At 62.2% G+C, this 23024-nt stretch carries 20 protein-coding genes and 1 pseudogene; 8 read left to right on the forward strand and 13 right to left on the reverse strand.

The window, feature by feature from the left end; translation table 11 throughout:
- The first annotated feature begins 58 nt into the window (after nt 1-58).
- A complete protein-coding gene (locus tag AC1Q67_RS03120) occupies nt 59-2758 on the forward strand; it encodes an autotransporter outer membrane beta-barrel domain-containing protein (protein WP_492235245.1) in 2700 nt (899 codons plus the stop codon).
- Here AC1Q67_RS03120 and AC1Q67_RS03125 read toward each other — a convergent pair whose 3' ends face one another.
- The 3 genes from AC1Q67_RS03125 to grxD all read right to left on the reverse strand — a co-directional run bounded on the left by AC1Q67_RS03125 (nt 2759) and on the right by grxD (nt 5879).
- Complete coding sequence (locus AC1Q67_RS03125; RefSeq protein ID WP_492235244.1) at nt 2759-4048, reverse strand: serine hydrolase domain-containing protein; 1290 nt, start codon at nt 4046-4048, stop codon at nt 2759-2761. It lies immediately after the preceding gene.
- Between the two features lie 72 nt (nt 4049-4120).
- Nucleotides 4121-5440: a serine hydrolase domain-containing protein gene (locus AC1Q67_RS03130; protein WP_492235243.1), complete on the reverse strand. Its 1320-nt coding sequence runs from the start codon at nt 5438-5440 to the stop codon at nt 4121-4123.
- Between the two features lie 103 nt (nt 5441-5543).
- Nucleotides 5544-5879 (reverse strand): Grx4 family monothiol glutaredoxin, encoded by a 336-nt coding sequence (gene grxD / locus AC1Q67_RS03135; RefSeq protein WP_006021337.1) that lies wholly within the window; start codon nt 5877-5879, stop codon nt 5544-5546.
- Nucleotides 5880-6188: 309 nt separating this feature from the next.
- Here grxD and egtB point away from each other — a divergent pair, with 309 nt between their 5' ends.
- Entirely contained in the window at nt 6189-7448 is a 1260-nt protein-coding gene (egtB, locus tag AC1Q67_RS03140) for an ergothioneine biosynthesis protein EgtB (RefSeq protein WP_492235242.1), read from the forward strand.
- Between the two features lie 22 nt (nt 7449-7470).
- Entirely contained in the window at nt 7471-8442 is a 972-nt protein-coding gene (gene egtD / locus AC1Q67_RS03145; RefSeq protein ID WP_492235241.1) for an L-histidine N(alpha)-methyltransferase, read from the forward strand.
- 26 nt (nt 8443-8468) lie between these two features.
- Here egtD and AC1Q67_RS03150 read toward each other — a convergent pair whose 3' ends face one another.
- A complete protein-coding gene (locus tag AC1Q67_RS03150) occupies nt 8469-9650 on the reverse strand; it encodes a low temperature requirement protein A (RefSeq protein ID WP_492235240.1) in 1182 nt (393 codons plus the stop codon).
- 21 nt (nt 9651-9671) lie between these two features.
- The gene (locus tag AC1Q67_RS03155; RefSeq protein WP_006021342.1) at nt 9672-9908 is read right to left on the reverse strand and encodes a BolA family protein; all 237 of its coding nucleotides are present in this window, start codon (nt 9906-9908) and stop codon (nt 9672-9674) included.
- A 143-nt stretch (nt 9909-10051) separates the two neighbouring features.
- Here AC1Q67_RS03155 and AC1Q67_RS03160 point away from each other — a divergent pair, with 143 nt between their 5' ends.
- Entirely contained in the window at nt 10052-10420 is a 369-nt protein-coding gene (locus tag AC1Q67_RS03160) for a DUF427 domain-containing protein (RefSeq protein ID WP_492235239.1), read from the forward strand.
- Between the two features lie 63 nt (nt 10421-10483).
- Here AC1Q67_RS03160 and AC1Q67_RS03165 read toward each other — a convergent pair whose 3' ends face one another.
- Nucleotides 10484-11659 (reverse strand): ABC transporter substrate-binding protein, encoded by a 1176-nt coding sequence (locus tag AC1Q67_RS03165; protein ID WP_492235712.1) that lies wholly within the window; start codon nt 11657-11659, stop codon nt 10484-10486.
- 73 nt (nt 11660-11732) lie between these two features.
- Nucleotides 11733-13346, reverse strand: a complete 1614-nt coding sequence (ggt, locus tag AC1Q67_RS03170) for a gamma-glutamyltransferase (protein ID WP_492235238.1) — start codon at nt 13344-13346, stop codon at nt 11733-11735.
- Nucleotides 13347-13520: 174 nt separating this feature from the next.
- Here ggt and AC1Q67_RS03175 point away from each other — a divergent pair, with 174 nt between their 5' ends.
- On the forward strand, nt 13521-14459 hold the full coding sequence (locus AC1Q67_RS03175) for a LysR family transcriptional regulator (protein WP_492235237.1): 939 nt from the start codon (nt 13521-13523) through the stop codon (nt 14457-14459).
- Nucleotides 14460-14472: 13 nt separating this feature from the next.
- On the opposite strand, the gene purL is transcribed toward AC1Q67_RS03175, so the two are convergent.
- A complete protein-coding gene (gene purL, locus AC1Q67_RS03180; RefSeq protein WP_492235236.1) occupies nt 14473-16686 on the reverse strand; it encodes a phosphoribosylformylglycinamidine synthase subunit PurL in 2214 nt (737 codons plus the stop codon).
- Between the two features lie 489 nt (nt 16687-17175).
- Here purL and AC1Q67_RS03185 point away from each other — a divergent pair.
- Nucleotides 17176-17658, forward strand: a pseudogene (locus tag AC1Q67_RS03185) (protoglobin domain-containing protein); the annotation flags it as partial.
- Nucleotides 17659-17889: 231 nt separating this feature from the next.
- Complete coding sequence (locus AC1Q67_RS03190) at nt 17890-18525, forward strand: methyl-accepting chemotaxis protein (protein WP_492238143.1); 636 nt, start codon at nt 17890-17892, stop codon at nt 18523-18525.
- Between the two features lie 76 nt (nt 18526-18601).
- Here AC1Q67_RS03190 and purQ read toward each other — a convergent pair whose 3' ends face one another.
- Genes purQ through purC form a run of 3 tightly spaced genes read right to left on the reverse strand, consistent with a single transcriptional unit; the run spans nt 18602 to nt 20331 of the window.
- Complete coding sequence (gene purQ / locus AC1Q67_RS03195; RefSeq protein WP_492235235.1) at nt 18602-19303, reverse strand: phosphoribosylformylglycinamidine synthase subunit PurQ; 702 nt, start codon at nt 19301-19303, stop codon at nt 18602-18604.
- Between the two features lie 12 nt (nt 19304-19315).
- Nucleotides 19316-19558 carry a phosphoribosylformylglycinamidine synthase subunit PurS gene (gene purS, locus AC1Q67_RS03200; RefSeq protein ID WP_492235234.1) on the reverse strand — a complete coding sequence of 81 codons (243 nt, stop codon included), beginning with the start codon at nt 19556-19558 and terminating at the stop codon, nt 19316-19318.
- A 5-nt stretch (nt 19559-19563) separates the two neighbouring features.
- Nucleotides 19564-20331 carry a phosphoribosylaminoimidazolesuccinocarboxamide synthase gene (gene purC, locus AC1Q67_RS03205; RefSeq protein ID WP_019196322.1) on the reverse strand — a complete coding sequence of 256 codons (768 nt, stop codon included), beginning with the start codon at nt 20329-20331 and terminating at the stop codon, nt 19564-19566.
- A gap of 350 nt (nt 20332-20681) precedes the next feature.
- On the opposite strand from purC, the gene AC1Q67_RS03210 reads away from it, so the two are divergent.
- Nucleotides 20682-20996 carry a DUF1476 domain-containing protein gene (locus AC1Q67_RS03210; RefSeq protein WP_024574837.1) on the forward strand — a complete coding sequence of 105 codons (315 nt, stop codon included), beginning with the start codon at nt 20682-20684 and terminating at the stop codon, nt 20994-20996.
- A gap of 69 nt (nt 20997-21065) precedes the next feature.
- Here AC1Q67_RS03210 and AC1Q67_RS03215 read toward each other — a convergent pair whose 3' ends face one another.
- Nucleotides 21066-21557, reverse strand: a complete 492-nt coding sequence (locus AC1Q67_RS03215) for a GlcG/HbpS family heme-binding protein (RefSeq protein WP_492235233.1) — start codon at nt 21555-21557, stop codon at nt 21066-21068.
- 109 nt (nt 21558-21666) lie between these two features.
- Nucleotides 21667-22860: a TrmJ/YjtD family RNA methyltransferase gene (locus AC1Q67_RS03220; protein WP_492235232.1), complete on the reverse strand. Its 1194-nt coding sequence runs from the start codon at nt 22858-22860 to the stop codon at nt 21667-21669.
- Nucleotides 22861-23024 lie beyond the last annotated feature (164 nt).

The raw sequence follows: 23024 nt of genomic DNA on the forward strand, positions 1-23024 counted from the left end.
TCGCGCAGGGCGCGCGCTGGACGTGATTGTGTGCGCCGCCAGCGTGGCTGCGTTGTTGATGGCCGACACTTTCGGTCCTGACGCCGCCAAAGCCGCCGATGTCGAAATCATAAGCAACACGCCGAGCGTCAACCTTGATGCCTTTGCAGGGACGACCGCGCATATCGCCACCGGCGTCACCGTGGGATCGGGAAATCCGGCCATCAGCGCCACATTGCAGGCATGGTCCGTTAACAACGACGGCACCGTGACCGGTGGCAATACCGTAAAGCTTGACCAGGGCGGCACATTTACCAACACGGCCGCGGCGACCGTCACAGGCACGCTGACCGCAATCACCTTTGGCTACAAGCCGTTTAGCCTGCCTCCGGCCGGCGGTCCCGGCACGTTAAACAATTACGGCACGATCACCGGCGGCGTCGAAGGCGTGACGATGTGGCTCGGCGGAACGGTGAACAACTATTCCGGCGGCTTGATCAAGACCGATACCGGCGTCAATGCGGTGTCCATCGGACAAGGCACGTCCCGCACCTTATACAATGCAGGCACGATCCAATCGAACAAGACGACGGGTTTCAGCACCGGCGTACTCATTCAAGGTGGCCCATCGACATTCACGAACACCAGCGCCGGTGTAATCTTCGGTGACTATAATGGCGTCTATGGGAGCGCCACCGCGGTGTGGACCTCGTTCAGCAATGCTGGCTCGATTACCTCGAATCGAGGCGCGGCGGTTGAAGCCACCGGCGGCGGTACGATCACAAACAGCGGCACCATTTCGAACACCGGCAGCGCCGGAAATGCCACGGACTGGAACGGAATTCTGGTGCGCAACACCGCAGCAGCCGAGATTATCAACAGCGGCACAATCTCCGGCAAGACAAATGCGATTACATTTGCGGCGGCCGCTGGCGTGCCTGCAGGCGCGACCCATACCCTTCGGCTGCAAACCGGCTCTGTCCTTATCGGAAACGTCGTGGGCGGTACCGGCACCGACAACCTGATCCTGGAAGGCACGGGCACCGAGGGCATCGCGAAGTTCTCCAACTTCGAAACATTGACCATGAATGGCGTGGACTGGACCCTGACCGGCAACGGGACCTTCTCCACCACCACGACCGTTCAGGCCGGAACGCTTCGGATCAACGGACAGCTCACGAGCCCCGCCGTCGGCGTGCAGAGCGGCGGCACCGTGACCGGCAACGGCACTGTTGTCGGCAACGTCACGAACAACACCGGCGGCAATGTGCAGGTCGACAGCGGAACGCTGGCGTTCAACGGCAACTACATCCACCAGATGGGTGCGTTTTTCACCGTGGGTGTTACCCCTTCCGCCAACGGTGTGCTCGCAATCACCGGAGCCGGCCACACGGCCACCATCAACGGCGGCACCGTGCGCGTGACGGCTGGCATCGGCAGCTACGCGCCCTCTACGCAGTATACGATCCTGACCACCACGGGCGGCCGAAACGGCACCTTCAGCGGCGTGACATCGAATTTCGCCTTCCTCGACCCCTCGCTGACCTACGATCCCAACAACGTGTATCTGACGCTGGTCCGTAACAGCATCGACTTCGCCAGCGTCGGCATTACGCCAAACCAGAAATCGGCCGGCGGCGGCCTCGCCGTGCTGGGCATAACCAATCCGATCGTCAGCGCGGCGCTGATGCTGACGCCGGACGAGGCGCGCGCTGCGTTCGACAGCGTGTCGGGCGAAATTCATCCGAGCCTGCGCTCGCTGATGCTGGATGAGAGTTCTCTGATCCGCGACGCAATTCTCGGACGTCAGCGACTGGACCCTGCGAGCGGCTCACAGGCAACCGGATTTGCAGATGAAGAGGGATCCGCACGCGCCTATGCGAAGAAGACGCGCAAGGCCAAGGGCGGGCCAAAGTGGCCGATCAAGGCGCCGCCACCCGTCATCGCACCTGTTTATGCCGCGTGGGTGCAGGGTTACGGCAACTGGACGCACCTCAACAGCGACGGCAACGCCGCGACGCTGCGCGCAACCAGCGGCGGGGCCATTGGCGGCGTAGACGTGACCCTCAATCAAAACTGGCGCCTCGGCGTAGCGACCGGCGGCGGACGAACCGATGCCCGCGTCGATGCACGCACGTCATCCGCCACCATCGACACCTTCCATCTCGCGGCTTATGGCGGCGGACGACTTGGCGACCTCACAGTCCGCACCGGCGCGGCTTATTCGCATCACGACATCTCCACCACACGCACCATCGCCTTCCCGGGCTTCGCGGACATGGCCACCGCGAGCTACAGCGCCAGCACGGCTCAGGTCTTCGGCGAAGCCGCCTACGGCGTCGTCAGGAACTGGGTGAACGCCGAGGCCTTCGCAAACCTCGCTTACGTGTCGGTCCGAAGCGACGGCTTGACGGAAACAGGCGGGCCCGCAGCGCTCAGAGTCGCACAGGCCACCACCGCCGCAACTTATTCAACGCTCGGCCTGCGCGCACAGGCGCCGATCCCGGCGATCGGCCCATGGGCCATGACCGCGCGCGGGTCGCTCGGATGGCAGCACGCCTACGATGGAGCTACGCCCGTCTCGCTGATGTCGTTCGCGGCAAGCCCGTCGCCATTTGCGATTGCGGGCGTTCCGATTGCCGCCGACACGCTGCTGGTCGAAGCCGGGCTGGATGCGCTTATTTACCGGAATACGGTTCTGGGAATTCTGTACACCGGGCGTCTCGCCGCCGATGCCAGCGCCCATTCGGTCAGGGCCAACCTTGCTGTGAGATTCTGATTATTTCATCGCGCCGTAAACAAGGCTCCTGAATGCTGACTGGATGCGCCCGCGCTGTGAAGGCGACTGGATCATCAGGATCGCGAACATGTTTTCCTTTGGATCTGCCAGGAAATACGTTCCGCTGCCCCCGCTCCACTCGAACTCGCCGACCGAGCCGGGCCAATGGCTGACGCCAGCGTCCGTCCGCACGGCAACACCGAGGCCGAAACCAAATCCAGCACCAGGGAAATAGTATACCCACGGCTTGATGCCCGTTCCCTCGCCGATGTGGTTCGACGTCATCAGGTCGACGGTCTTGCGCGCCAAAATACGCGTGCCGTTGAGTTCACCGCCATTGAGCAGCATCTGTACAAAGCGCGCGTAGTCGGCGATCGACGACACCATGCCGCCGCCGCCGGATTCCCATTTGGTGACCTCGCGCGGATCGCGATCGAGCTTGTCATATTTGGTTTGAAATGGATCGGCCAGCAGCGCCTGCTTCGCCGGATCGGTGACGAAGAAGCTCGTATTGGTCATCCCGAGCGGGCCGAGCAGATTCTCCTTCTCGAATTCGTAAAGCGATTTACCAGACACCACTTCAATCACCCGCCCCAGCACGTCGGTGGCGTGACCGTAGGTCCAGTATTCTCCGGGCTGACTGATCAGCGGCAGCGCGGCGATCTTGTCCGCAACTTCCGCATTGGTGAACTTGCCGGACATCAGGTCGGCGTCTTCATAAGGCTTCTTCACAACGCCATAGGCCAGCGATGCATACGGAATGCCCGCTGACTGGCGCAGCAGATCGTGAATCTGGATCGGGCGGCGCGGCGCAACGAGATCGAGTTCCGGCTTGCCGTCAGGGCCTGGTTTCTCCGCGCCAACCTTGATGGTGTAGAAGCCCTTGATGTACTGCCCCACCTCGTCGTCGAGCGCGAGCTTGCCCTGCTCCACCAGCATCAGCGCGGCCACCGATGTGATCGGTTTGGTCATCGAAAACAGCGTGAAGATGGTGTCCGGCGTCATCGGTGCCTTGGTGGCAGGACTGCGGACACCGAACGATTCGTAGTATGCGGGCTGGCCGTGGCGCTGGATCAGCACGATTGCGCCCGGTATCTTGCCGGTCGCGACTTCGTTGTTGAAATACGCGGTGATGCGCGCGAGCCGTTGCGGGAAGAATCCGGCCTTGTCCGGGTCTGTTCGCCCAAGGCTTTCGGCGCAAGCCGGCAGTGATGTCGTTATGACTGCGGCAGAGATCGCTGCGACAACCAAGGCAGCACCAGCGCGCCGGACGATATTTGAATCAAACAAAACTGATCTCCGCCAATCCGGTCAATGAGCCCGGACTTTAGCGGGCAGCGGCTATCGTGCAAAGCGCGCCGGTCACTCTAAAGCGTCATAAACCATGGCTTTCAGCGCAGGCTGAATCCGGCCGCGTTCTGACGGCGACTGCATCATCAGGATCACGAACATATCCTGAGCACGGTCGATCCAGAAATAGGTGCCGCCGGCGCCGTCCCATTTGATTTCGCCGAGCGATCCCGGCGGTGGAGGCGTCGCATTCCCGGGTTCGGTGCGAATGCCAAAGCCCAGGCCGTATCCGAAGCCGTCGCCGGGGAAGTAGTACGATCCACGCTTCACGCCTGTTGCGGGCGCGATGTGGTTCGCAGTCATGGTCGCGAAGGTCTCGGGCTTCAGATAACGTTTACCGTCGAGTTCACCGCCATGCAGCAGCATCTGCGAGAGCCGGCTGAAATCTCCGATGGTCGTCAGTAATCCGCTGGTCCCCGGCTCCCATTTATAGGCCTTCCGGGGATTGCGGGAATTCCCGGTCCTGAAATTGCTGTCGCTCGGCAGCGGCTCTGCAATCCGGCGATACTGCGAAGGGTCGGCAACGTAGTACGAGGTGTCCTTCATGCCGAGCGGATCGAACAGCCGCTCCTTTTCGAAGGCGTAGAGAGATTTTCCAGATATCACTTCGATTACGCGGGCGAGCACATCCATCGAATGGCCGTAGTCCCACAACGTCCCCGGCTGCTCGGCCAATGGCAGGCGCGCGATCTTTTCGGCCACCGCGGCATTGTCCGTTCCATCGGCGTAAATGTCGGCACTCTTGTAGGCCGTGCGCACCAGGCTGTTGCCATAAAAGCCATAGGGAATGCCAGCGGATTGCCGCATCAGATCTTCAATGGTGATCGGACGTTCCAATGGCACCAGCTTGAGGACGGGGTCGCCATTCTCGCCCTTGGTCTCGACGCCGACCTGTGTATTGGCGAATGAGGGAATGTACTTGGACACCGGATCGTCGAGCTTCAGCTTGCCGTCGTCGACCAGCAACATCGCCGCGATACTGGTCACCGTCTTGGTCATAGAGAAGATCCGGAAGATCGCTTCCGGTGTCATTGGTTCGCCGGTCGTCACATCGATCTTGCCGAAGGACTTGAAATAGGCCTGCTTGCCGCGGCGCTGAATCAGAACGATCGCGCTGGAAATCTTGTTGTTCGCGACTTCGGCATTGAAAAACTCGGTGATGCGCTCAAGGCGCTGCGGAGAAAGAACGGCGTTCGGCGGATAAGTCCGCATTGCGCTGTCGGCCGACGCTTGAACGGCTGTTATGAGAAAAAGTGCGACAGGCAGAATACTGCGGGCATAGCGCAGAATGGGCGTTGCGCCAATCAGCTGACGAGTTGCGGAAACGGGCATAAAAAATCCTTGCATCCCGGCGTGTCCAGGATGGAAGGACTGTATCTGTGAAAAAGGTGGCCGCACAAGCGAGACGGCTTGAGCCGTCTCGCCCTGAAAAACATCAGCCGACGGGCTGCTGAACCGCGATGCCCTTGTCGGCGAGCAATTGCTGCAATTCGCCGGCCTGGAACATCTCACGGATGATGTCGCAACCGCCGACGAACTCACCCTTGACGTAGAGCTGCGGAATGGTCGGCCAGTTCGAATAGATCTTGATGCCATCGCGCAGTTCGCCCGATTCAAGAACGTTCAGGCCCTTGTAGGCGACACCGACGTGATCGAGGATCTGGACCACCTGGCCCGAGAATCCGCACTGCGGAAACTGCGGCGTGCCCTTCATGAACAACACGACGTCGTTGGACTTTACTTCGTTGTCGATAAATTGGTCGATGCTCATATTCGCGTCCTTGCAAACCCGGGGCCTGCGGCCGGTCCGGGAATCTCCCATCGGCCAGCCGTTCTGGCCATATATGTAGCCCGGAACGGCTCCGCATCCCAATTAAATCGCTGAAAAGGAGCCATGCGGCGCTCCCGAACGGGCGCGCGGGTCTGCCATGCCATCCCCATGAAACAATCATCGCCTCCGCAACGTATGGATTTCATGGCCCACGGTGCCTTTTTTCTCCGGAAGGCCGCCCTATCTAGAGCATCCCTACTGCGGAACCGATCCCGAGAAGCATCGTTCTCCCCTCAACCGGAGATTCTTGTGACGAAACCAGCCTCCCAGTCCGACGCCCGCGTCACCAGTCCCTCCGCGTTTCCACCCGAATCCCGCGACGAGCGGGCAACAAGGCTGCTGACGGCCTACAGCACGGTCCGGGATGAGACCGAGCGCCGGGCAGCCCCGTTGTCCCCCGAGGACCAGTTGGTCCAGTCGATGCCGGACGCCAGCCCCACCAAATGGCATCGCGCCCACGTCACCTGGTTCTGGGAGCAATTCCTGCTGGGCGAGCATTCTCCCGGCTACAAGCCTTACCACCCGGATTATGCCTACCTGTTCAACTCCTACTACGTCAGCGCCGGCCCCCGTCACGCCCGGGCCCAGCGCGGCCACCTCACCCGCCCGGGTGCGGACGAGGTGACGGCCTATCGCAAGCATGTCGATGCCGCGGTCGCGGCATTTTTCAGTTCGGCGGACGCGGACACGCTGGCCAGACTGGAGCCGCTCATTGAGGTCGGCCTCAACCACGAGCAGCAGCATCAGGAATTGCTGCTCACCGACATCCTGCACGCCTTCGCGCAAAATCCGATCCCGCCCGCCTATCAGCCCGGCTGGCGATTTCCCGCCGCGACCCGCAAGGGCGACGCATGGGTCACGCTGATGGAAGGCATCCACACCATCGGCCACACGGACGATTCATTTCACTTCGACAACGAAAAGCCTGCTCACCGCGCGCTGGTCGGCCCGGTGAAACTGGCGCGCAATCTCGTCACCAACGCCGAGTGGCTCGCCTTCATGCAGGACGGCGGCTACGAGACCGCCACGCTTTGGCTGATGGATGGCTTCGCTGCCGCCGAACGTGAGGAATGGCAGGCCCCCGGCCATTGGCGCAACACTGACGGAGAATGGAAGATCATGACGCTCGGCGGTTTGCAGCCGATCGATCCATCAGCCCCCGTCTCCCATGTCAGCTACTACGAAGCGGACGCCTTCGCGCGCTGGAGCGGAAAGCACCTGCCGACGGAAATGGAGTGGGAAGTCGCCGCCCGCGCCGGCCATCTCAACGACGCCTTCGGCATCGTCTGGCAGTGGACCCGCAGTTCGTACTCACCTTATCCCGGCTATCGCGCCATCGAAGGCGCGCTCGGGGAATACAACGGCAAGTTCATGGTCAACCAATTGGTGCTGCGCGGCTCGTCGCTGGCAACGCCGGACAACCATAGCCGCGTGACCTATCGCAATTTCTTCTATCCGCATCATCGCTGGCAGTTCACCGGACTGCGCCTCGCCGACTACGCCGTTTGAACCCTGAACACACGAGATCGTCATGAATGTGCATGTCAACACGCGGGCCGACGCCCCGCACCACGATCAGATTGACCATTCTTTCGCGCAGGACGTGATCGCAGGTTTGTCGCAACAGCCGAAAAAACTGTCGCCAAAATACTTTTACGACGAGGCGGGCTCGAAACTGTTCGAGCAGATCACGCTGCTGCCGGAATATTACCCGACCCGCACCGAACTGCGCATTCTGCGCGACCGCGGCGAGGAAATTGCAGCGGCGATCCCGGCCAACGCCGCGCTGGTGGAATTCGGCGCCGGCGCCACAACCAAGGTGCGCCTGCTGCTCAAGCAGTGCGCCTTCAAGGCTTATGTTCCGGTGGATATCTCCGGTGATTTCCTCAACGGTCAGGCCAGCGCGCTGCGCGGGGACTTCCCCGATCTCGCGGTTCATCCCGTAACGGCCGATTTCACCAAGCCGTTCGAACTGCCGCCGGAAGTGAAGGACATGCCGAAGGTGGGCTTCTTTCCGGGCTCGACCATCGGCAATTTTGACCCGCACGAAGCCCGTGCCTTCCTGCGCAGCGCCCGCGCCATCCTCGGCGAAGGTGCGACATTAATCGTCGGCGTCGATCTGGAGAAGGACGAGCGCGTGCTTCACGACGCCTACAACGACTCGGCGGGCGTGACCGGCCAGTTCAATCTCAATGTGCTGGCGCGCATCAATCGCGAACTCGGCGGCAATCTCGATCTCGACGGATTCAAGCACAGTGCGATCTACAACCGCGAGCGCCATCGCATCGAGATGCACCTGATCAGCCGCAAGCCACAGACCGTGCGGGTGCTGGATCACACGGCGACGTTCCGTACCGGCGAGACGATCCATACCGAGAGCAGCTATAAATACAGCATAAAGCGCTTTACGGATCTGGCGCGCAGTTCGGGATGGACGCCGCGCGCGTCATGGACCGATCCCGACGGAATGTTTTCGGTTCACGCGCTGGTGGCGCAGGCATAAGCCCGCAAGGTGGGAGCGGCCAACCTCTAGATCTCGTCTTCCTTCGTCCCGGAGCCGAGCGAGATCGCTTCCCAGGCGGCGACGATCAGCATGATCACCGTCGTTGCCGTTGACAGCAGCAACGGCGACAACGAGTGCGCAAACGGGATCAGCACAATCAGCAGACCGATGCCGACGAGGTGGGAGAGCTGAAAGATGCCGCGGATGCTGCGCTTGAACAAGATCGTGCCGATCAGGAACAGCAGCGGCCCGCCGATGATGCTGAGTATGGCCTTGGTGTCCGTATGTCCTGCGGGATGCGCCAAGAGTAATTCGTCGCCCACTGCCGACACCACGATCCCCGCAACAATCGGCAGATGCAGATACGTGTAGGCCAGCCGCGCCAGCTTTCCCGTTTCGTCGGAATGCGAGATGTGTTCCGCCCCCGCTTCGGCACCGATATGGAAATAAACCCACCACATCGCGATACTGCCGATCAGCGCGACGATGAAACCCATGACCGTCGGCGCGGTCCATGTAGCTTCCGCGAAGGTGGCTCCGGTCACCACGATGGACTCGCCGAGCGCGATGATGATGAACAGCGCGCAGCGCTCGGCCATATGGCCACCCTCGACCTCCCAATCCGCGAGCGGCGTCGCCCCCAGGCCGGGAAACCGGAATCGCATCACCGGTCCGCAATATTCGATCGCCACCGCAACGATCCACAGCATCAGCCGCGCCTGCCCTTCGGCCAGCCCGCCCGCGATCCAGAATACGCCGCTGCAGACAAGCCACAGGGTGATGCGCAGCAGATTCATGCGCAGACCGGGCTCGGATTTGGGAATCGACCAGAACGTGAAAGCGGAGCGCCCCACCTGCATGACGACAAAGGCCAGCGCGAACGCCAGCCCCCGGCTTTCAAACGCCTTGGGAATGGAGGTGGACAGCAGCAGCCCGGCGACCATCAGCCCGAACAGCATCACCCGGATCGGTGTGCGCTCCGGGTCAAGCCAATTGGTGATCCAGGATGTGAAGATCCAGACCCACCAGACCGCCAAAAACAGGATCGTCGTCTGCAAGACGCCCAGCGGCGTGAAGTGTGCCAGCAGCGTGTGGGAAAGCTGCGTGATGGCGAAAACAAACACCAGATCGAAGAACAGTTCGACGTAGGTGACGCGATGATGCTGGTGCGGCGTCCGCGCCCGCAGCAATGTTCTCTTTGTCGACACGGCGGCCCCCGCTTTCGTCGATCAGGCGTCAGGCACACCCGTCTGCAACGCCAGCGCATGCAGCACACCACCCATCTGTCCCTTCAGCGACTGATAGACGATCTGGTGCTGCTGCACCCGCGACTTGCCGCGGAAGGATTCCGAGATGACGGTGGCCGCGTAGTGATCGCCGTCTCCGGCGAGATCGCGGATGGTGACCTGCGCGTCAGGCAAGGCAGCCTTGATCATCGTTTCGATGTCCCGCGCGTCCATTGGCATGTCTTTGAATCTCCTCATGTTGAGCCGTACCCGGCTCACTCAACGCACGAAATATGCCTGATTCTAGCCCGCACAACCCGCGCCGTCACGCGAGCATTGCGGAAGATAGCTCCTATATTGTGGCTCTCAACAGGAAGCCCGCCATGAACATTCGTATGAAGATTCCAGGCCCGGACCACCCGATTACAATCGCAGAGAACCCCAAACGGGTCCGGGTCAGCGTCGGTGGCGAGGTGATCGCCGAAACCAGCCACGCCCTGACGCTCAAAGAGGCAGGCTACCCTGCCGTCCAGTATATTCCCCGCGCCGATGCCAATTCCGACAAGCTAGAGCGGACGGACCACAGCACCTATTGTCCCTACAAAGGCGACGCGAGCTATTTCAGCATCGTGTCAGGCGGCCAGACGCTGGAAAACGCGATTTGGACCTACGAGACGCCCTATGAATCGGTGAAAGAGATCGAAGGGCATCTGGCGTTTTACCCCAACAAGGTCACGATCGAGGAAATCTAGCCTTCCAACACAAAAATGCCCGCCGGAGTGTCGCCGGCGGGCAAAGTCGGGATATTTCCGTTTCTACTTTTTAACGAGAGGGCATTCGCTCTCAGCCAGCGGCTTGAACGACTCGTCGCCCGACATCGCAGCCAGTTGCTGATAGAAATCGCCGCGATATTTCGAATCCGCCGGTGACTTCACCTTCATCAGGAAGGTCTTGTGCATCACCCGGCCGTCCGCGCGGATCTGGACGTTCTTGTTGTAGAAATCGTTGACCGGCATTTCCTTCATCTTGGCGGCCACCGCCTTGCCCTCGTCGGTCCCGGCCGCCTCCACCGCCTTCAGATAGTGAAGCACTGACGCGTAGGTTCCCGCGGTGATGAGGTTCGGAATGAACCCGCCCGAGCGCTCCATGAACCGCTTGGCCCATGCGCGGGTTTCGTCGTTGGCGTCCCAGTAGAACGAGGTCGTCAGCGTCAGGCCCTGCGCCACGTTCAGGCCCACACCTTCGATATCGTTGATGTAGATGACGAGGCTGGCGAGGTTCTGCCCGGACTGCACGATACCGAACTCGCGTGCCTGCTTGACCGCGCTCAGAAGGTCCGCACCCGACATGGCGAGCCCGATCACCTTGGCCTTGGACGCCTGCGCCTGCAGCAGGAACGACGAGAAGTCCGGCGAACCGAACGGGAATCGCACGCTGCCAAGCACCTTGCCGCCGCTGGCCTCGACAAAACGGCTGGCGTCGCGCTGGAGCGAATGGCCAAACGCATAGTCGCTGGTCAGGAAATACCAGCTATCACCGCCCTGCTTGGTGACCTGGCTCGCCGTGCCCTTGGCGAACGCATAGGTGTCGTAGCTCCACTGCGACGTGGTCTCCGAGCACGCCTTGCCGGTCAGTTCGGTGGTGGCGGCACCGGAGATCAGCAGCACCTTGCCGCGCGAGCGCGCGATTTCCTGAGTCGCCAGCGCCACGGCTGAACCGGCGACGTCGGTGATGGTGTCGACGCCCTCGGTCTCGAACCACTTGCGGCTGATCGCTGAAGCAATGTCGGCCTTGTTCTGATGGTCGGCGGTGACGACACTGATCGGCTTGCCCAGCACCTTGCCGCCGAAATCATCGACCGCCATCTGCGTCGCCTCAACGGAGTGCTTGCCGACCAGATAGGCGAAACCGCCCGAGTGGTCGGTCAGCACGCCGATCTTCACCGCGTCGTCAGAAACCTGCGCCTGCGCCGCGCTGCCTGCCATCAGCATCGCCGCGACAGTCAGTCCGATCCTTGTTGTTCTCACGATAGTTTGTCCTCCTTCTAAATTCTGTTGTTTGGCGTCAGACCGGCAGCGCGATGCCGTCATGTCCGGGGTCTGCGCCGCCGTCGAGTTTGTCGCCGTCGATCTTGATGCCGTGCACGGCTGCGAAGCCGAACGTGTAAGGGCTGCGGATTACCTCGTAGCCGTCGGCTTCAAGTTCGCGCGTCACGCCGTGGACGATACGGTTGGACACGTCGATGGCGTTGCTGGTCGCTGAGAAGCGCGGCGCGCTCACCGCTTCGGTCATGGTCATGCCGAAATCGAGCACGTTGAGAACCGCCTGCAGCACGCCCATGGCGATCTGCGTTGCGCCCGGCGCACCGATCACGAGATACGGCTTGCTGTCCTTGAAAACGATCGACGGAACCACCGAGGTGAAACGCGCCTTGCCCGGCGCGACCGATCCGGGGCGACCCGGCCGCGGATCGAACACGCCCATGCAACCGTTGTAGATGAAGCCAAGGCCCTCGGTGATGACACCGGACGGCATGCCCAGCGAATGCGTCATGGTCACGCAGTTGCCGTCACGGTCGACCACCGACACATGGGTGGTGTCCTTCGACGGATGACCCGAATTGAAGCGCGGCACGTCACCCTTGATGCGCTTCTTGATTTCGGCAGCCATCGTCGCCGCATACTCTTTCGACGTCAGCTTGCCGACGGGAATGTCGAGAAAACCGGGATCACCCAGGAAACGGTCTTTGTCGGCGGTCGCACGCTTCATCGCCTCGCAGACCACGCGCAGATATTCGACGCTGTTGTGTCCGAGTGAGGAGAGATCGAAATTCTCAAGCACGTTGAGCATTTCGAGCAGCATGACGCCGCCGCCCGGCGGATTGTTGGTCGTCACCTCATAGCCGCGATATTGGCCGCGCAGCGGCTCACACCAGCGCGGCTGGTAGTTCGCGAGATCGTCTTCGGTGATCAGGCCGCCATTCGCCTTCATGTCGGCGGCGATGCGCTTCGCCAGTTCGCCGCGATAGAACACGTCAGAGCCGCCTTCGGCGATCATCCGCAAGGTCTGCGCATAGTCCGGATTTTTGACGACATCGCCGACGCGCTTGTAGCTGCCGTCGTCGCGGCAATAGAGCTTCCGCCCCGAGGCGGTGAACGAGAGACGATCGATACCCGAGGCGCGGTCCATGATGCCAGGATCGGACCAGAACAGTTCGACATGCGGACGCACCATCCAGCCGCGTTCGGCCCATGCGATCGCTGGCGCAACGATCTCACGCCACGGCAGCACACCAAACCGCGAATGCGCCTCGTAGTAGGCCTTCAGCGACGCGGGCACGCAGATCGACTGGTAACCGAGGTCGTTCACCTTGCCGCGCAGGATGAAGCCGTAACCGTCGCGCGCCTCGCCTTCGATCAGATCGGCCCACATGTCGGGACGCGCCGCCGCCGGCGCGGGCGCATGGAAATCGAGATACTGATGGAAGTTCTGTCCGGGAAAATAGATGCCGGCGCTGCCGAAGCCCGCGATGCCGGTCATCAGCGGATCGACAACGCCCTGAACCAGCGCGCAGGCAATTGCCGCATCGATGGCGTTGCCACCGGCCCGCAACATCTCCGCTCCGGCTTCCGCCGCTTCGGCCTGCGCCGCAACGATCATCTCCTTGCCTTTGGGCATGGTCTCTCCCCTGCGTTTCTTGTGGTTGCGCCGCGCGCGGCGAAGCAGGGCGAACCTCACCCCGCGGATCGATACGGACCGGTTTGACAGATGGCATTCATGCCTGTCCAATACCAATCAAGCTGTGATTGATGCCTTTAAGGCAACAATTGGAACCGTCCGCGATCTCTTTCCATGACCCGTCCCCTGCTGCCCGCCAGAATTCCGTACTTTCTCGCCGTCGGCGAAACGCTGAGCTTTCGCAAGGCTGCCGAACAGCTTGGCATCGCCCAGCCCGCGCTCAGCCGCGCCATCCGGGATCTGGAACGTCAATTGGGCTTCGCGCTGTTCGAGCGATCCACCCGGCGCGTGGTGCTGACACCGGCCGGCGAAGTGCTCTACCGCGAAAGCGCGGACGCGATGCAGCGCCTGACACGTGCGACAGCGCATGCGGAGCGTGTCGCCCAGGGGCTCAGCGGCACCGTCAGCGTCGGCTACTCGACCTTTGCCGCGACCGGCCCGATGTCCGACATCATCATCGAATTCCGCAAGCATCACCCGCAGGCCCAGGTCGGCCTGCGTCTGCTCGCCTCGTCCGAACAGGCCGCAGCCTTTGAGGAAGGCACGCTCGATCTCGGCTTCATCATGTCGAATGTCGCCGCGCCGCCGCTGCGGGCCATGCCCATCTCGCGCGAACGGCTGGTCGCACTGATCCCCGCGAGTCATCCATGGGCAGAGAAGCCGACAATCACGCTGGAAACGCTGTCAACCTCTCCGCTGGTAATCGGCACCGCGCGGCGATGGCGCGGCTTTCGTGCGCTCATCGATGAGTTGGTGACGGACCGTGGCTTCTCCCTGACAATTGCCGAGGAAGCCGACGACGTGCCGGTGCTGCTGCAACTGGTGCGGTCAGGATTCGGCTGCACGATCCTCGATGCATCCTTCATCCCGACCCTGCCGCCGGGAATCGTATCGCTGGAAATCGTGGACGCGACCGCGACGCTCGATATCTCGCTGGTGTGGCGCGAGGATCATCTGTCGCCGCTGGCGGCGCGGTTCATTGACGTCGCGAAAAGATTCATGGCGTCGCGGCAGGAACAGCCGCGACGGCGCACACGTCAAAGCAGGAAATGATCGCAGCGCGCGATCAGTTCTTTCCGGACATGTAGGCCGGCAGCCAGTTCTCAAAGCCCGCCTTGAGCGACGCCACCGAAACCGGCGTCTCGCCTTCGACCGCGATGTCGTGCCCGCCGGTCTTGCCGATGACATGGCACGGCACGCCGACCGCCTTGAGCTTGCTCAGCACCGTCAGCAGATGCTCTTCCTGCACGGTGACAACATAGCGCGCCTGATCCTCGCCGAACCACCAGGCATGCGGCACGATCTCTTCCGGCGGCGCGTCCAGGATCGCACCGATGCCGCTGGCCATAGCCATTTCGGTGAGCGCCACCAGCAAACCGCCATCGGCCACATCGTGCACAGCGGTCGCAGTGCCGCCCTTGATCATGCCGCGCACCACATCGCCATTGCGCTTCTCGACATTGAGATCGACCGGCGGCGGAGCGCCCTCTTCCTTGCCGCAGATATCGCGCAGATAGACCGACTGGCCGAGCCAGCCTTGCGTGTCGCCGATCAGCAGGATCGCCTCGTTCTCAGCCTTGAACGCCAGCGTCGCCGACTTGGTGAAATCGTCCAGCAGGCCCACGCCGCCGATGGATGGCGTCGGCAGAATGCCGCGGCCATTGGTTTCATTGTAAAGCGAGACGTTGCCCGACACGACGGGGAAATCCAGCGTGCGGCAGGCTTCCGCGATGCCCTTCAGGCAGCCGACAAACTGGCCCATGATCTCGGGCCGCTCGGGATTACCGAAATTGAGATTGTCGGTGATAGCGAGCGGCTTGCCGCCCACCGCCGTGATGTTGCGCCACGCTTCGGCCACCGCCTGTTTGCCGCCCTCGAACGGATCAGCCTCGCAATAGCGCGGCGTCACATCGCAGGTCAGCGCGAGGCCCTTCGGTCCGTCCTGCACGCGCACCACTGCCGCATCGCCACCGGGACGCTGCAAGGTGTTGCCGCCGATGACATGATCGTACTGCTCCCACACCCAGCGCTTCGAGCAGAGTTCTGGCGTGGCGATCAGCTTCGACAGCGCCTCGGTAATCGACACCGGCGCCTTGACGTCGCGCGCATGGATCACCGGCAATTGCGGCGACGGCACATGCGGCCGGTCATAGAGCGGTGCTTCGGATTCCAGCTCCTTGATCGGCAGGTCGGCCATCACGTCGCCGCCATGCTTCACAACGAAGCGCTGCGTCGGCGTGGTGTAGCCGACGATGGCGAAGTCGAGCCCCCACTTCTTGAAGATCGCTTCCGCCTGCTTTTCCTTTTCGGGCTTCAGCACCATGAGCATGCGCTCCTGGCTTTCCGAGAGCATCATCTCATAGGCGCTCATGCCGGTTTCGCGCGTCGGCACTGAATCCAGATGCAGTTCGACGCCGAGGTCGCCCTTCGCGCCCATTTCGACCGCGGAGCATGTGAGACCCGCCGCGCCCATGTCCTGGATCGCGATCACGCAATCCGCTTCCATGATTTCGAGGCAGGCTTCCAGCAGCAGCTTTTCCGCGAACGGATCGCCGACCTGCACGGTCGGGCGCTTCTCCTCGCTGTCGTCGTCGAATTCGGCGGAGGCCATGGTGGCGCCGTGAATGCCGTCGCGGCCGGTCTTCGAGCCGAGATAGACGATCGGCATGTTCACGCCGGAGGCCGCCGCGTAGAAAATCTTGTCGCTTTCGGCGAGGCCCACGGCCATCGCATTGACGAGAATGTTGCCGTCATAGCGCGTATGGAAACGCGTCTGGCCGCCCACCGTCGGCACGCCGAACGAGTTGCCATAGCCGCCGACGCCCGCGACCACGCCCGAAACAAGATGACGGGTCTTCGGATGGCTCGGATCGCCGAAGCTCAGCGCGTTGAGACAGGCAATCGGCCGCGCGCCCATGGTGAACACGTCGCGCAGGATGCCGCCGACACCGGTGGTCGCGCCCTGATAGGGCTCGATGTAGCTCGGGTGGTTGTGGCTCTCCATCTTGAAGACCACGGCCAGCCCGTCGCCGATGTCGATGACGCCTGCGTTCTCGCCGGGGCCCTGAATAACCCACGGCGCCTTGGTCGGCAGGCCGCGCAGATGGATGCGCGAGGACTTGTAGGAGCAATGTTCGTTCCACATCGCCGAGAAGATGCCGAGTTCCGTGAAGGTCGGCACGCGGCCGATCAGCTTCAGGATCCGTTCGTATTCGTCCGGCTTGAGACCATGGCTGGCGACGAGATCGGGGGTGATCTGGGGTTCGTTCCTGATCGTCAAGGCGACGGCGCTCCGGTCAAATGCTTCGGCATCCCTCCGGGCGGCCGGAGGTGCGGGATGGACGGAATATGCTTGATTCCGGGCCTCTTTGTGCACGGCAGCCCGGCCTGCGGCAAGCATCAGATAGGGACAAATCCCGGCTAAAAAAGCCCCTGCTGCAGCCCTTGCCGAGGGCTCGAGGGGGCAGCACCCGTCCCTCTTTTCGGGCCTTCGGACGACCGTGCGCAAAAAAACTCCGCACCTGGCCGGCCTCCCGGTCGCGGACGCGATGGCCAGCCGGCAGGCAAAGGAAAAGTGATTGAAATCACGTCGTTACCGGGCGGCGACCCGTAAAATTTAGATCGCATTAACCAAACCTTCGTAGCGTAGCCCGGCCAGCGCGCCTTCAACGCGCCCCGGCTCACTCCGTCGCATCGGACTGCGTAACCCACTGCCTGCCCCCCGCAAGCGGTAGACGCACCGCTACGCTTTAAGTCAGGCCCAGACATCATGAATCCTTCCGACACTCTCGCCGCCCGCATGGCCTTCATCGGAATTGACGACACGACCCGCACTCTGCTGCGCGAGGTCCGCCCCATGGCTATGGCGGCGCTGCCAGCGATCCTCGACAAGTTCTATCGGACCGTCGCGAAGTTTCCGGACGTCCAGAAGATGTTCCCGCGTCCCGAGATCGTCGCACATGCGAAAGCTGCGCAGCTTGCCCACTGGGACATGATCCTGTCCGCGCGCTTCGATGCCGACTATGTCCGCTCTGTCACGCGGATCGGGGAGACCCATCACCGTCTCGGCCTTGAACCGCGCTGGTACATCGGCGGCTACAAGCAGATCATCGGCGGCCTTGTCGCCGCGATCGAAACCGGCGTCACGGCGCGTTTCGGCGGCCGGGCGTTGCTCGAAAAGAAGGCCGCGATCATCGAAGCCGTGGTCGGCGCGGCGATGCTGGACATGGATTTCGCCATCTCGGTCTATCTGGATGCCGGCAAGCGCGAAAAGCGCGACGTTCTCGAACGGCTTGCGGGGCAGTTCGAACAAACCATTTCGCAGATCGTGGGGCGCGTCGGCACGACGTCGCGAGATCTCAATGCGGCGGCCGACACGCTGAAATCAACCGCCGACCAGACGCGGACCCTGTCGGGCTCCGTCGCATCGGCCTCCGAACAGGCGTCGCAAAGCGTGCAGTCCGTGGCGGCTGGCGCGGAGGAAATGAGCGCTTCGGTCTCCGAGATATCGCGGCAGGTTCAGGAATCGCTGCGGATCGCAAACGATGCGGTCAAGCAGGCGGAAGGCGCGAGCGGCCGGGTGGCCGGTCTCAGCGAAGCCGCCGCCCGCATCGGCGATGTCATCAAGATGATCAACGCCATCGCCGAGCAAACCAACCTGCTCGCGCTCAACGCGACCATCGAGGCTGCCCGCGCGGGCGAGGCCGGCAAGGGATTTGCCGTCGTTGCGCAGGAGGTCAAGGCGCTCGCCTCGCAGACCGCAAAGGCAACGGACGAGATCAGCACTCAGATTGTCGGCATGCAGGCCTCGACCGGCGAAACCGTCAGCGCCATCACCGAGATCAGCGGCACGATCAGTTCGATTTCGCAAATTGCCGGCGCGATCTTCGAGGCCGTGGATCAGCAGAACGCCGCGACGCGTGAGGTCACCAGCGGAATTCAGGTTGCGGCGACCGGATCGTCGAACGTGGCCGCCAATATCGTCATGGTCAGCAAGGGCGCGGAAGACACCGGCCGCGCCGCTGCGGACGTGCATTCGTCAGCCAGTTCGCTGACGGCAGAAAACCAGCAGCTGCGGACCCAGGTGGATCACTTCCTGGCCACCCTGCGCAGCGCCTGATCCAGAAAAAATCGCGGCTCCTTGCGGGGCCGCGATACCGTCTCTCTGATGGAAACCGTCGCCGCGCCTTGACGCCTCAGGCCGCGCTTTCCAGATGCGCCACGAGGCCTGCAAACAGCCCGCGTCCGTCGGTGTTCCCCATGATGTCTTCGACGTGGTTTTCCGGATGCGGCATCATGCCGAGCACGTTGCCCTTGTCGCTGACAATGCCCGCGATGGATGCCGCCGCGCCGTTGATGTTGTGCGTGTCGCCGACTTCGCCTGAAGCGCTGCAATAGCGATAGAGCACCCGGCCCTCGCCTTCGAGACGGCGGATCGTCTCTTCGTCGGCGGCGTAGTTGCCCTCGCCATGCGCCACCGGCACGCGGATCACCTGCCCGGCATTGTAGCCGCGCGTGAATGGCGTATCGGAGCGCTCGACGCGCAAATGCACATCGCGGCAGATGAACTTGAGCTGCGCATTGCGCATCAGCACGCCCGGCAGCAGGCCCGACTCGCAGAGAATCTGAAACCCGTTACAGACGCCGAGCACGAGGCCGCCATTCGCCGCATGGGCACGCACCGCGTCCATAATCGGCGCGCGGGCCGCGATCGCGCCGCAGCGCAGGTAATCGCCATAGGAAAACCCACCCGGCACCACAACAAGGTCGGTGCCCTTCGGCAGGGCAGTGTCGGCGTGCCACACCATCGCGGCGTCGTTACCCGACGCGAGCTTGAGCGCGCGCGCCATGTCGCGCTCGCGATTGATGCCGGGGAAGACGAGAACGGCTGATTTCATCGGTCGCTTGGCCTAACCCAGAACCTCGACGCGGTAATTCTCGATCACCGTGTTCGCGAGCAGCTTGTCGGCTGCGGCTTTCAGCGCGGCTTCGGCTTTCGCCTTGTCGCTGCCTGCGACTTCGATGTCGAACACCTTGCCCTGCCGCACGCTGGCAATGCCATCGACGCCGAGCGATTTCAGCGCTCCTTCGATGGCCTTGCCCTGCGGATCGAGAATGCCGTTCTTCAATGTGACGGTGACGCGCGCCTTCATCGAATTCAGCTCTTCACAAGCACCGGGCCGGAGCCCGCAGGACGGTCGTTCTCGATCAGGATGCCGAGACGCTTGGCGACTTCGGTATAGGCCTCAAGCAGCCCACCGAGATCGCGGCGGAAGCGGTCCTTGTCCATCTTCTCGTTCGACTTGATGTCCCACAGCCGGCATGAGTCCGGCGAGATTTCATCAGCGACGATGATGCGCATCATGTCGTTCTCGAACAGCCGTCCGCATTCCATCTTGAAGTCCACAAGACGGATACCGACGCCGAGGAACAGCCCGGTCAGGAAGTCGTTCACACGAATGGCAAGCGCCATCATGTCGTCGATCTCCTGCGGCGTGGCCCAGCCGAACGCGGTGATGTGTTCCTCGGAGACCATCGGGTCGCCGAGCTGGTCGTTCTTGTAATAGAACTCGATGATCGAACGCGGGAGCTGCGTGCCTTCCTCGATGCCGAGGCGCTGCGACAGCGAACCGGCGGCGACGTTGCGCACCACAACCTCGAGCGGCACGATCTCGACCTCGCGGATCAACTGCTCGCGCATGTTGAGGCGCTTGATGAAATGCGTCGGCACGCCGATGTCGTTCAGATGCTGGAAGACATACTCCGAGATCCGGTTGTTGAGGACGCCCTTGCCCTCAATGATCTGGTGTTTCTTGGCATTGAACGCGGTGGCGTCGTCCTTGAAATGCTGAATCAGGGTTCCAGGCTCAGGCCCTTCGTAAAGGGTCTTGCCCTTGCCTTCATAAATGCGACGCCGACGGCTCATAGGGATGTACCGTGTTCTGTTGAAGTCCATGAATGGGGTGCTCCGGGTGATTTACGCGACCCACGGCGGAGCTGCCGTGAAGTCCGGAATCGTGAAACAAACCGCGAACCGGACTCATCGGCAACGTACCCGATTGAACCCGCCGATACAACGCAACGCAGCGCGTATTCCCGCAAAAGTAAGCGGTGTTTTGCGCTGGAAATCCTCAAGAATTCCAGTTTCGGCGTATTTCGCCCGCAATCGCCACCTCCTGCGACCTCTGGGACGTTGCCTTGCCGGGGTCGGACCTCCTATATGCAGGGTCCCGCCGACATCCCGGCATGACCAATTCAGCTTTACGGAACAGATATATGTCCACTTTCGACAAGCGCGAGGAAGGTTTCGAGAAGAAATTCGCCCTCGACCAGGAAACGAAGTTCAAGGCGGAGGCCCGCCGGAACAAGTTGCTGGGTCTCTGGGCCGCCGAAAAACTGGGCAAAACCGGTGATGACGCCGTGGCCTACTCCACGGAGGTTGTCGCGGCCGATTTCGAGGAAGCCGGCGATACCGACGTCCTGCGCAAGGTGGCCGCCGACCTGGCCAGCAAGGGCGTGTCGGAAGCCGACGTTCGCAAGAAGATGGACGAACTGATGGCCGTCGCCGTCGCCCAGATCAAGGCCGGGTAGTAATTCCACCCCATTGAACGAAAGACGCCGCGCGATCCGCTCGCGCGGCGTTTTGCTTGCCGGAATGATTTACTTCAGCGCGTCCTGAACCTTCGCGATGCCGGCGAGGACGCAGACTTCGTCCTTTTCGCCACCCGGTGCACCCGATGCGCCGACCGCACCGATGACCTCGTTGCCGACCTTGATGGGGGCTGCGCCGCCGACAGCCACCACACCCGGAATCTGCTTGAGGTAAGCCGTTTCCGGCTTGTCTGTCAGCTTCATGAACTCCAGCGAGGTCTGGCCGCGCGTGCGGGAGGTGTAGGCCTTCAGGCGGCTGAACTCCATGGTGTGGGGATTGGTGCCGTCGCCCCGAACCTGAGCCGCGACGTTGCCGGCCTTGTCGACGACCGTGACAGACACCTTGTAGCCGTCCTTGGTGCACTGCTCGATGGTGCCCTGGATGATGGCGATGGCCATCGCCATCGACACGTTCTTTTCAACCTGCGGCGCCTGCGCGTGAGCCGGACCGGCGATAACGATTGCAGCCGTCGTCAAGGCTGCAAGACCGAGTGAACGCATATGGAAGCCTCCCTTTGATGGTTTTTTGGTTACGCGTTTTTGTAGCAACCCTTGGTAACGCGCTTTCATCCCATCAAAGAAGAAAAATCGGTACTGCGGTAGCGAAGGACTAGGCGGTTGCGGCCAGCCGGTCGAGTTGCGCGGCGAGATCGGCTTCCACGTCCGCCGCATTGATCAGGCAAACGCGATACCCCCGCGCCTCCAGCCATTCGCGCCGCGCCGCGCGATCCCGTTCGATCACATCGGTCTCATTGGCGTTGACGAGTTCGATCGCCAGCCGCTTCGTGAACGACACAAAATCCGGAATGTGACGCCCCACCGGCGTCTGCCGCTTGAAGTGAGATGCGAAACGGCGGTCCGTCCTCAGCGCCTGCCAGAGAATACGCTCCGCATCGGTCGGATTACGCCGCAGCAACCGCGCCAGCCCCCTCACCGTGCCGCCGCTTTCAGACGGGGTTCGGCCGTCAGACTGCTCGGCCAGCAGCGCGCGCAGCCGCGTCGCCTCGTTGCCGTCGAGAATCCCGCCTTTTGCAGGCCCCTTCCTGCCCTCCGCGATGGCCATGACCACGCCGTGCAGGGTGTGCATGTCCTGCTTGGTCGGCTCCATCCGGGTGAAGATGTTGCGCATGTTCACCAGCATGGTGTCGCGCTTTTCCGGCGGACGCAGGAATTCCACCTTGTCGAGTTCGCTCACGAGGTTGTCGAAGAACGCCTGCATCTGATGGTTCGACGCCCGCTCCGAACGTTCGGGCATCGCGAACGGCAGCGCATTCGATGTGGCGAGCTTGAACCATTCATAGCCCATCAGCAGCACGGCCTGCGCCAGGTTCAGCGAGGCGAACCCCGGATTGACGGGAAACGTGATGATGCGGTTGGCGAGCGCGACCTCGTCGTTCTGTAAACCGTAACGCTCGCGCCCGAACATGATCGCGGCCGTGCCGCTCGCCGCGGTTTCCCCGACGATCTGGCGGGCGGCCTCCTCGGGACCGACGACCGGCTTGGCCTGATCGTGCGCCCGCGCCGTGGTCGCGAACAGCAGCGAACAATCGGCGACCGCAGCTTCCACAGTGTCGAACAGTTCGACTTTATCAAGAATGTGATCGGCGCCCGCGGCGGCGCGCTGGGCGGCCATGTTGGGCCAGCCGTCGCGCGGGTTGACGATGCGCAGCCGGGTCAACCCGAAATTGCCCATGGCGCGCGCGCACATGCCGATGTTCTCGCCAAGCTGCGGTTCGACCAGCACCACCACGGGTCCGGCCAATTCCTTTCGCGTCTTGGTTTTGTCGCTGCCTGAACCGGTCATGATCCTGCTTTGGTTTTCGCTGCGCCCTGCCGTAACGCAGTTGGCGGCGCACAGGTCAAGATATTTTTCGGGATAATGGACGTTCGGCAAATTTCTCGGCAATCAGGTGCAACAGGGCAATGCTGAAAATTACAAGTTTCGCTCTGAATTTCTCCGCCGCTTGG

The organism is Afipia sp. GW823-FHT06G09 (assembly GCF_058794875.1).